The sequence below is a fragment of the Streptosporangium sp. NPDC087985 genome, from assembly GCF_044741965.1.
Lineage (GTDB): Bacteria > Actinomycetota > Actinomycetes > Streptosporangiales > Streptosporangiaceae > Streptosporangium.
The window spans coordinates 1-9089 of sequence record NZ_JBIUTQ010000041.1; the positions used below are offsets into that span (position 1 = coordinate 1).

At 62.3% G+C, this 9089-nt stretch carries 11 protein-coding genes; 6 read left to right on the top strand and 5 right to left on the bottom strand.

Annotated features, from left to right (window positions below; genetic code table 11):
- Positions 1-341 precede the first annotated feature (341 nt).
- From ACIN94_RS32255 to ACIN94_RS32265, 3 genes are all read left to right on the top strand, one after another.
- Positions 342-1082 (top strand): XRE family transcriptional regulator, encoded by a 741-nt coding sequence (locus tag ACIN94_RS32255; protein WP_400714643.1) that lies wholly within the window; start codon positions 342-344, stop codon positions 1080-1082.
- A 3-nt stretch (positions 1083-1085) separates the two neighbouring features.
- Complete coding sequence (locus ACIN94_RS32260) at positions 1086-1562, top strand: NUDIX hydrolase (RefSeq protein WP_400714646.1); 477 nt, start codon at positions 1086-1088, stop codon at positions 1560-1562.
- Between the two features lie 69 nt (positions 1563-1631).
- On the top strand, positions 1632-2390 hold the full coding sequence (locus ACIN94_RS32265; protein WP_400714649.1) for a hypothetical protein: 759 nt from the start codon (positions 1632-1634) through the stop codon (positions 2388-2390).
- Between the two features lie 147 nt (positions 2391-2537).
- Here ACIN94_RS32265 and ACIN94_RS32270 read toward each other — a convergent pair whose 3' ends face one another.
- The 3 genes from ACIN94_RS32270 to ACIN94_RS32280 form a co-directional block, all read right to left on the bottom strand.
- The gene (locus ACIN94_RS32270) at positions 2538-3086 is read right to left on the bottom strand and encodes an HD domain-containing protein (protein ID WP_400714652.1); all 549 of its coding nucleotides are present in this window, start codon (positions 3084-3086) and stop codon (positions 2538-2540) included.
- A gap of 67 nt (positions 3087-3153) precedes the next feature.
- Positions 3154-3618 carry a GntR family transcriptional regulator gene (locus ACIN94_RS32275; protein ID WP_400714655.1) on the bottom strand — a complete coding sequence of 155 codons (465 nt, stop codon included), beginning with the start codon at positions 3616-3618 and terminating at the stop codon, positions 3154-3156.
- Positions 3619-3631: 13 nt separating this feature from the next.
- Positions 3632-3976 carry a hypothetical protein gene (locus ACIN94_RS32280; RefSeq protein WP_400714658.1) on the bottom strand — a complete coding sequence of 115 codons (345 nt, stop codon included), beginning with the start codon at positions 3974-3976 and terminating at the stop codon, positions 3632-3634.
- Positions 3977-4139: 163 nt separating this feature from the next.
- On the opposite strand from ACIN94_RS32280, the gene ACIN94_RS32285 reads away from it, so the two are divergent.
- Positions 4140-4874: an XRE family transcriptional regulator gene (locus ACIN94_RS32285; protein WP_400714661.1), complete on the top strand. Its 735-nt coding sequence runs from the start codon at positions 4140-4142 to the stop codon at positions 4872-4874.
- A 212-nt stretch (positions 4875-5086) separates the two neighbouring features.
- On the opposite strand, the gene ACIN94_RS32290 is transcribed toward ACIN94_RS32285, so the two are convergent.
- Complete coding sequence (locus ACIN94_RS32290) at positions 5087-5521, bottom strand: hypothetical protein (protein WP_400714664.1); 435 nt, start codon at positions 5519-5521, stop codon at positions 5087-5089.
- Between the two features lie 1175 nt (positions 5522-6696).
- On the opposite strand from ACIN94_RS32290, the gene ACIN94_RS32295 reads away from it, so the two are divergent.
- On the top strand, positions 6697-6915 hold the full coding sequence (locus ACIN94_RS32295; RefSeq protein ID WP_400714667.1) for a hypothetical protein: 219 nt from the start codon (positions 6697-6699) through the stop codon (positions 6913-6915).
- Positions 6916-6933: 18 nt separating this feature from the next.
- Complete coding sequence (locus ACIN94_RS32300) at positions 6934-7434, top strand: HAD family hydrolase (protein WP_400714670.1); 501 nt, start codon at positions 6934-6936, stop codon at positions 7432-7434.
- Positions 7435-8619: 1185 nt separating this feature from the next.
- Here ACIN94_RS32300 and ACIN94_RS32305 read toward each other — a convergent pair.
- A partial coding sequence (locus ACIN94_RS32305; protein ID WP_400714673.1) for a tetratricopeptide repeat protein occupies positions 8620-9089 on the bottom strand: 470 nt, incomplete at its 5' end.

Genomic DNA, 9089 nt, shown 5'->3' on the forward strand with positions numbered 1-9089 from the left:
CAGGATGCTGCACGTGTTCCTCGTGCCGTCCCTAGGACGGCACCGCGCAGACGAATCCGCAACCTCAGTGATCTGAACCTCGAACAGACCCTAGAACGATCCAATGGCCCGTCATGCAGCCATGGCCAGGTAACTGGTCCGGCTTCGGAGGGGTGAACTGACGGCGAAACGGACCTTAGGCACGGCTCTTGCTATCCACGCTGTCGGGCGCTGGTGGTGTCTTGCGATACCGAGAGCGCGACAGAGAGTCAGGACGAGATCACTACAGGATGGGACATGTTCAGGACGTCCGGTCTACGATTGCCAGGTCCCTGGACGTCCCCTCCTTGCGGGCAGGTGAGATGGCGAACGAGCGGTTACGCGTGGCTCTCCTTGAACATGGCACCACCGTTGACGCGCTGGCTGAAGCCGTCCAGGTCGATGCCAAGACGGTAGAGCGGTGGATCACTCAGGGCCGCATACCGTACCGAAAGCATCGATTCGCGGTCGCCAAACTCCTCGGCGTGGAGGAGGCGTGCCTGTGGCCGGACGCGCTGAGCCCCCAGCAGGCGGCAGCGGTGTCCGAGAGCGAGATCGTCACCGTCTACCCGCACCGCTGGACCGTCCCCAAGGACACCTGGGGACGTCTGTTCTCCGCCGCCGAGCGGGGGATCGGCGTTCTGGTCTACAGCGGCATCTTCATCGCCCAGGACACCGGCATCATGCGCCTGTTCGCTGACAAGGCGCGGGCAGGTGTACGGGTGCGCATCCTGCTTGGAGACCCGGACTCCCCGGAGGTCGCTCAACGTGGCCAGGATGAAGGCATCGGCGACGGCATGGCCGCGCAGATCAGGATGTCGCTCGTGCTGTACCGGCCGCTGCGACAGCTCGACGGCGTGGAGATCCGGCTCCACCGCACCGTCCTCTATAACTCCATCTACCGCGCGGACGATCAGCTTCTCGCCAACACGCACCTGTACGGCATGCCCGCCGCCAACGCGCCGGTCCTGCACCTGCGCAAGGTGCTGGGCGGGGGCATGGTCTCGACCTACGTCGACAGTTTCGAGGCCGTCTGGGCCGGTGCCACACCGGTAGAGTCCTGAGCCATGGCTCGCCGGCTGGACTTCTACGACGACCCCGAGGCGCCCGCGCCCAACAGCCTCGTCCCCTCGGTCAATGTCGTGGTCACCAACGACGCCGGGAACATCCTGATGATTCGCCGCTCCGACAATGACAACTGGGCCGTGCCCGGGGGCGCGATCGACCTCGGCGAGTCCCTGCCCGAGGCCGCGATCCGGGAGACCTTTGAGGAGACCGGCATCAGGTGTGAGATCACCGGCCTTGTCGGCACCTACACCGACCCTAAGCACGTGATCCTCTACACCTCCAACGGTGAGGCGCGGCAGGAGTTCTCCATCGTCCTCACCGCCCGGGCCGTCGCAGGCAAGCCCACGCCGAGCGACGAGTCGCGTGAAGTGCGATGGGTACCGCGTAAGCAGGTCGAGGCGCTGGACATGGACCGGTCAATGCGGCTGCGGATCGGGCACTACCTAGCCGGCCAGGCTACGCCGTACATCGGCTGACGTCGTCACCGAAGCTGCGCCGGCGCCCCGGCCTGCGCGAGCGGCAAGCCGATTGGCCATACTCGCAAGGTGAGCGAGCCCTTCACCGTGAACGAGCTGACCTTGCAAGTCGACGTGCGTCCAGCGGACTGGGTGGTGGCGGCGGTGAGGGACTTCAGCGACAACACCGTGGGATGTCTGGTGCCACCGGTCTTCGCCGCTTACGCGCGGGTGTTCCATCCGGCGCGGCGGACCGTCGACGGCACCGAGGAAGAGGTGTCCTGGATGCAGGTGACCCGCGCCACCGGGCGTACCGCGCATCCGGCGATGCAGTGGCCTTTCATCACCGGCTCGTGGCGGTTCCGCTCCGCGGATGGGCAGCCGGGCATATGGGACGACCCTCCTGAGGAGGGATCGCTGCCGATGCGGCAGACCGTACGCCTGGCCCAGCTGCTCGCCGCGCATACCGCCACCCCTGAACAGTGTTGGTTCGCCGTGTGGGAGGGATTCGGCGACCTCAACCTTCCGGTGGAGAGCGAGATTCCCAGGGTTGAGATGCCGGCCCGGCCGATGCTGCTCTTGGCGGGACCGGTGGGGGCCGCCACCACGTCGTTCGCGGCGACACCGTGGCGCGATCAGCGGGCCAGCCTGTGGTGGCCGCAGGACCGCGCGTGGTGCGTCGCCACCGATGTGGATCTGATGACGACATACGTCGGGGGCAGTGAGGAGTGCGTCGCGACGCTGGTGGCCGACGGGGAGCTCGAAGTGATGGAAATCGACTCTGACCAACGGTTGGCTTGGGACAGCGATCTCGTCAACCCGGTCCCGCCCGACCGCGATGGCCACTGAGGTGCGTATTCACTGTCACCCTGTACTCCGCCATCCTCATCGTGTCCGGTGCGGCTGGAGAGGCGCGTCCGCCCTGGCGAGCTGCCTGAGATGAGTAGCTCGGCTGCGCCACTATCGGATGACAACCGATCTTGAAGCGGTGGCTTCCTATTGTTCCTGCAACGCGGCTTGGATCGCGCGGACGGCCGAGATGATGCACGGGGTCGCGTTGCGGATGGAGCGGCTGACCAGATGCTCGGGGCCGTAGCGTGAATGGATCTCCGCGAGCCGGTCGAGGGCCGCCAGGGGAAGACCGTCCGGGCTGGTGGTCATGTCGGCGTAGGTCAGCGCCGTCACCAACTCGGGGCGTTCCTGGTCGAATTCGGCGTTCAGCACGTCGAGCAGGCCGCGTTCGGTCGCTTCATAGACCGCGCAGGAGTGATGGGCCACCAGGCGGCAGAGTGCGTCGTCGGCGGCGTGGACGTCGCGCAGGTAGCGGGCGCCGTCGAGGGAGTGGAAGCCGGTGTCGACCAACTCGGGCGAGTAACCGATGTCGTGCAGCCAGGCCGAGGCGGTCAGCAGGTCGGATTCCTCCCCGAGAAGCGGCGCCAGTGAGGCGGCGCGTGCGGCCACTCCCTGGGTGTGCGCCCATCGGCGCGGCAACGGCCTTTCCAGCAGTTGCCTGGCCAGGTCGCGCGCCCACTCAGCTTGTCGCATGCGGTTCACGATAGACGCCGGCCCTCGGGGCGGATCCAGTGTTGCGGACGGGACGTCTCAAGACGTCTCAATTGTTCAGGGGCCGGACGAAGCGGCCTCTACCGTGTTCCGTCGTGATCAGTCCTTCGCGTTCCAGCACCGCGAGAGCGTAACGGACGGTGTTACGCGAGGCGTGGTACTGCCGCCGTAGCGCCTGCTCGCTGGGCAGTACGGTTTCCACAGCGAGGATGCCGGCGCGGATCTGCTCACGGAGCACGCCCGCGATCTGCTGGTAACGGTACGACGCTTCCGTCTGGGCATCCCCTACCACCACGCGCCCCTTGCCGGGCAGCGTGACGATCAGTCCCTCGCCCTCCAGCACGGCCAGGCTCCGCCGCACGGTGGTCCTGGCCACGTGGAACTGCTGAGCCATAAGCGACTCAGAAGGCAGAAAACTTCCCGCCGGGTAGTCGCCGGCCGCGATCTGGGCGCGGAGTCGATCGGCGAGCTGTGGATAGATCAGCCCACCGGTCAGCCACGTGCTTTTCCCCATCGTCATCATCCGCTCACATACGGTACGCGTCGGCGATCTTGCTCAGGTCGACACTCAGCGTCTCCTGCTCACCCTCGCGCCACCCCTCCTGGGCCGCGGTGGAGATCACCCTGGCCGCGTTCTCCACCCGCAGGGATGAGGATCGCTCGTCTGGGCGGTCGCCCCAGTAGAACCAGTGGAACGCCGTCTGGAGATAGACACGCCGGGTCCGGAAGTGCCGGTCGACGACCTCCAGACAGGGTTGACCGTTGGCGTCCACGATGAGGACCGTGGTGATCTCCAGCTGGCCGAGTTCGTTCTGCAGCGTGGTCAGCAGGTCCTGCTGGTAGGCGCGCCGTCTGTCCTGTGCGCTGTTCATGCGAGGTGCTCCTGTCGGCTTGACGTGCGGAGCCCGTGAGCTGGGCTCTCCCGCCGATGAGCTTCGCTTTCCAGCTGGGATTCCAGCACCGCAAGTTAAGGACGTCTAGGGACGTCTAGTGTTAGCGTCGCGACCATCGGCCCTGTTACGGAAGGTGCGCCCCATGAACGAAAGCCTCCGTCACGCGCTGATCCGGGCGCGGCTGCAACCCCTCGATGTCGCCACCCAGCTGACCGTCGACCCCAAGACTGTCAGCCGCTGGATCAACGGCCGCATCCCGCATCCCCGTCACCGCCTGGCGGTCGCCGACCTCCTCCACGTCGATGAGAACGACCTGTGGCCCGAGGAAGTCCGGAACCGACGAGGCCTCTCCAGTGAGATCAGGGCCCTCTATCCGCACCGCTGGGCCGTACCGGCCGACACCTGGCGCACGTTCTTCGAATCCGCCTCACGCGAGATCAGCATCCTCGTCTACAGCGGACTGTTCCTCGCCGAGGACGCCGGACTTCTCCGCATCCTGACCAACCGCGCCCAGGCCGGGGCCAGGGTGCGCATCCTCCTCGGCCACCCCGACAGCCCACACGTGACAGCACGCGGCATCGAAGAAGGCCTCGGCGGCGACGTCATGGCCGCCCGCGTCCGAAACGCGCTCACCCTCTACCGGCCACTCCAAAACGTCGACGGAGTCGAGATCCGACTCCATCAAACGGTGCTCTACAACTCGATCTACTGCGCAGACGATGACCTCCTGGTCAACCTCCATGCCTACGGCACCCGAGCTCCTGAGGCACCCGTCATCTACCTGACGCACACCGAAACCGACAGCACGGCAACGACCTACCTGGACAGCTTCGAACGCGTCTGGAACAGCGCCGAACCCGCAGCTCAGATCACCTGAGGGGCACCGAACCCAAGATCGAACGTAACTTATCTGTTCGCTTTTAAAGGCGATCCGCCTACGGCGTCTCGCCGCGCGTCGGACGGTCGCTGGCCGCGCTGCGGCTCTTCGGCCGGTCGCGACCAGCGCCGCCGACGCGCCAAGCCATAATCCCGTAATTATATGGCGTTCAGAAGCTTACGCGAAACAGATGGCATCTGGGATAGAAAAGCTCACCCATCACGCTTCTCTGGCTCATCCGACGGACGCTCAAAGTTCATCTTCTGAATTCGTATGCTGCGAATTCTATCATCTGTTCCTTCTTGAACAGGCTGCGCCTCTACGGTTCGCCTCTTTGTCGTCCGAAAGAAAGCTGTCAACAGGATCTCGTTTGACGGCCAGTTTATTTCTTTTAAAAATTCATCCACATCAAACCTGGAAATAACTTTGTGAGTGAATGACTCAAGCCATGCGTGGTAAAGCCACGAAGAGCGGGAGGTGAGGAGCGGCTTCTTTAATTTTGCAAGCATCTTGAATTTAACCGCATATCCGCTGACACTCCTATGGTCTAAGTGTAATACATATCTTATGAACGACAGAGGAAGTGAGGCGGAAATCCCCTCGCAAGTAGTTGTGAGCTCTATTCGCATCACTGGGCTGTCGATCACCAGTGCATTATTTTGGCCTCACCGTATAGAGCTTTTTGCGGGAAGTGAAAGATTGAATTTGGAGTATATTAGATGTCCGTAGATGGACATCGTCGATGAGGGCTGATCGTTATGGGCTTCTAGTGGAAATCCGGGGCGATCTGCGATATCCCTAGAGATCATTTCGAGGACTCGATTACGAAGCAGCACATCGGGTAGATCCTCCCGAGAAAACTCTTTTAGCTGAGGTGCTGAGAATCCCTTGTCGGCAAAGTAGTCCGTGAGGTGGGTGCTAAGTTCTTCAAGAAGCAAGTATTCGGAGGCTTCGCGCGCCAACCGCAGGCTCGCAGCATTGGTCCACTGGAGAGTTGATTCCTTTATCCGAAAGGCATCTGATGGTGGTTCACTCACCCACTGTCGCTTCAATGCCTCATTCTCTGAAAATACCGAAGTCGTGGTACGAAAGAACGCCTGCCCGAAATGATACCCTGGAACAGGGATAATCCTTTCTGGATCTTTACGGTTTACTATAAATGCAGCATCTATTTCGGTAGAAAACTCGCGCTCGCGAGTTCTCGCTACAGCAAAGTAGGTGATACAGGCGGCAATAATGGCGATGCCGCCAATGACGCTGTATGGGCCGTCCCATGTTTCGAATATTGCAGAGCTGATCAGGTTTACCGCTAGAGATAGTGAAATGGCGAGGGTTGCTAGCTCCCAGATCTAGCGACGCGCCGACCGTGCGCTCTTGAAAATTTCACGCGAGGAGCTTTGCTTCATGAGTAACCCTTTTCGAGGAAATCAACAATTAGCGCAGGTGGGCCATTTTTTATGTATGAGACAAATAAGTCTAGCATTTCTAGAAGTATGGTAACGGGCGAATCGGGTTTTCGCTCAGATCAGGTCAGGTTAGTCATGGTCACAACGACTCCTCTCCCGAGGTGGTGCTCTTTGGGCTGCCGCGTGGCTTCCGTTCCTCGGGCCTGGTGGCCCTGCGGTACGGGTCCACTTGCCATCGGATGAGCTGGCTAGCCGTCTATCGAGCCGCTGTGCAGCAACGCTGTTTTACTCGATCGCACGCCACTGACCCGCATCTGCCGCTTGAGCAGGGCAGGGAGTCCTCTTCGCCATGGCCGGCTTCCGTTTGCAAGCAGGCACTCACACTAATGACGACGACTCGATTAAGGTGGCTTGACGTGCAGCGACTCGCGCTCTTCGACCTAGACAACACGCTCGTCAACCTGGACGAGGCTTTCCAGGTATGGGCCGAGGAGTTCGCTGAGGAGCACGCTTTGGAGCGCGAAGCGGTTGACTGGTTGCTCTCTCTCGACCGGGCCGGTTACCCGCATCGTGAGGTCTTTTTCACCAAGGTCCGTGACCGCTTCGCCTTGCCCGAGTCGGTCGACGAGCTGTGAAGCCGCTACCGTCAGCGCATGCCGTACCTCGTCCACTGTCGGCCCGAGGTGATGGACGAGCTGTCTCGGCTCCGTGCGTCGGGCTGGAGGGTGGCGATCGTCACCAATGGAACCGCGGACAACCAGCTCGGCAAGATTCAGCGGACGGGACTGGCCGAGGCCGTCGACGCCTACGCGCTCTCAGGGATCGAAGGTATCCGTAAGCCCGATGTCGGGCTGTTCGAGGTCGCGGCCCAGCGTTGCGGCATGACCCTCGAAGGTGGGGGATGGATGGTCGGAGACCACCCCCTTGCCGACATCGGTGGGGGACAGGCGGCCGGTCTCCGTACGGTGTGGATCGACCGAGGGACATGGCCGGATCAGGAGCGTGACGCGGATCATGTCGTCACTGACGTGCTCCAGGCGATGGAGATCCTCCGAACGGAAGGTGACCGGTCCAGGCAGTCGGGCAGCGAGAAGGCTGATCTTGCTAACGGGGATGCTAATCCGAAAATCGGAGCGTCACTGGGCAGGCGGTAGCGAACCCCGGCGTCCGACTAACAAACGGCCTCAACCAGACCAAGCACCTACGACGTCGGCGAGCAACCACCCCGATTTTCACCCCGGAACGGGCATCCCGCCAGGGATATCGAGGACTAACAACGGTCCTGGACAACCCTGGACACGTCTGGACTCCCGGACCTCGTCGACCCCGTCCGATCAGGCACGTGAGACAGCGATGGACGGTTCTGGACGTTCGTGTTCTAACTCGTAATGAAGGAGCCTGGGTTTAATTCTCTCGGAAGATTCGTCAAGGAGGTGTATCCCGCCGCGAAGGATGCACGGCAAGGCACATGTGTGTTTAGTGCCAAGAGCTGTTCGGGTCGGCGGATGGTTACCGTCCAGGACGCCTGGTGACTGCCATCGGCCCGAGAGCTCAGTAGTATCGGCGGAATCTTCAACAGATATCTAGGCTGGGACTTCCATAAGACCTTCGAACGCAGCTGGGAAGGGGGGTGCTGACCCGCATTGACGTTGTTCCTCCAACCGGTACATCAGGTCCCCTGACCATGCGCCAGTGGCTTCCCTCTATTCTTGCCCATCCCTTGGGTGCAGGGTGGCATGGGGTGGTTCATCGGGTGCGGCGCTGGGGTGGTTCGGGCCGGTCGGCGATCCAGCGCAGCAGTCGGAATGCGCGTTCGCTGAGGCGATAGGAGCCGAACAACGCGGCTCCTATGATGGTCATACCAACGACTGTCTCTAAGCTGGCGATGACGGTGCTGAGCGCCGGATGAACGGCCCACGCGGCGGCGGGGGCACCTGCGGTGGCGGTGGTTATGGCGGCTAGGCGGCCATAGCGCGACGTCGTCCCTGACATGCTCCGATCCCACCGAGCAAGCACACGTGCTGTCTCGATATGGAGGCGACCCCGGGTAACCCCGGGTTACCCAGATCACTGCAGGCTGTCGAGGATGATGACGAGATCATCTCTTTCGCCCATGGTCTCCGGAAGCGTATTTAGGCTTAGGACATCTAGATCGGTGGCGGCGAGCCGATTGCCTCTAGGGTGAACGGAGGTAGGCTCGTGGAACAGGAGCCGTCGCCCGCAGAGGGTCGGCGAACTTTCATTGGGTACCTCAAACAGGCGCGCGAGGCAGCGCGGAATCCTTCCGCTTTGATGTACCCCGAGTTTGGTGGAGTCGATCAAACATCAAGCGTGTCGCCTCACCACGGATCAGCGATACAGCCATCGGCCTCTAGCCCGAACCGCAGCAGATCCCCCTGCCGACCATTCCCTGTCTGCTTCAGTTGCTGGGCCAGCCGCCGCAGCGCCTTGGGGTTACCAGCGTCGATGGCTGCGCGGGCTAGCCGCTCGGCTTCTTTACGGTCGCCGACTTGCTCCCGTTGCCACGCTAAGTCCTCTAGAACGAAGGGGTCACCGGTATCGGCGGCTAGGCGGTATAACTGCTCGGCCCCATCCTGGTCGCCAGCTTGCTCATGTTGTTGGGCTAGAGCGTGTAGTGCGTTGGTGTTGCCGATGTCGGTGGCTGCGCGGGCTAGTCGCTCAGCCCCTTCATGGTCGCCAGCTCTTTCCCGCTGTTGGGCTAGAGCGTGTAGTGCGTTGGTGTTGCCGATGTCGGTGGCTGCGCGGGCTAGTCGCTCAGCCCCTTCATGGTCGCCAGCTCTTTCCCGCA

Bases quoted from the DNA above. Each gene is read 5' to 3' on its own strand.
- ACIN94_RS32255 (WP_400714643.1), top strand. From the start codon at position 342: ATGGCGAACGAGCGGTTACGCGTGGCTCTCCTTGAACATGGCACCACC.
- ACIN94_RS32260 (WP_400714646.1), top strand. From the start codon at position 1,086: ATGGCTCGCCGGCTGGACTTCTACGACGACCCCGAGGCGCCCGCGCCC.
- ACIN94_RS32270 (WP_400714652.1), bottom strand. From the start codon at position 3,086: ATGCGACAAGCTGAGTGGGCGCGCGACCTGGCCAGGCAACTGCTGGAA.
- ACIN94_RS32275 (WP_400714655.1), bottom strand. From the start codon at position 3,618: ATGGGGAAAAGCACGTGGCTGACCGGTGGGCTGATCTATCCACAGCTC.
- ACIN94_RS32280 (WP_400714658.1), bottom strand. From the start codon at position 3,976: ATGAACAGCGCACAGGACAGACGGCGCGCCTACCAGCAGGACCTGCTG.
- ACIN94_RS32285 (WP_400714661.1), top strand. From the start codon at position 4,140: ATGAACGAAAGCCTCCGTCACGCGCTGATCCGGGCGCGGCTGCAACCC.
- ACIN94_RS32300 (WP_400714670.1), top strand. From the start codon at position 6,934: ATGCCGTACCTCGTCCACTGTCGGCCCGAGGTGATGGACGAGCTGTCT.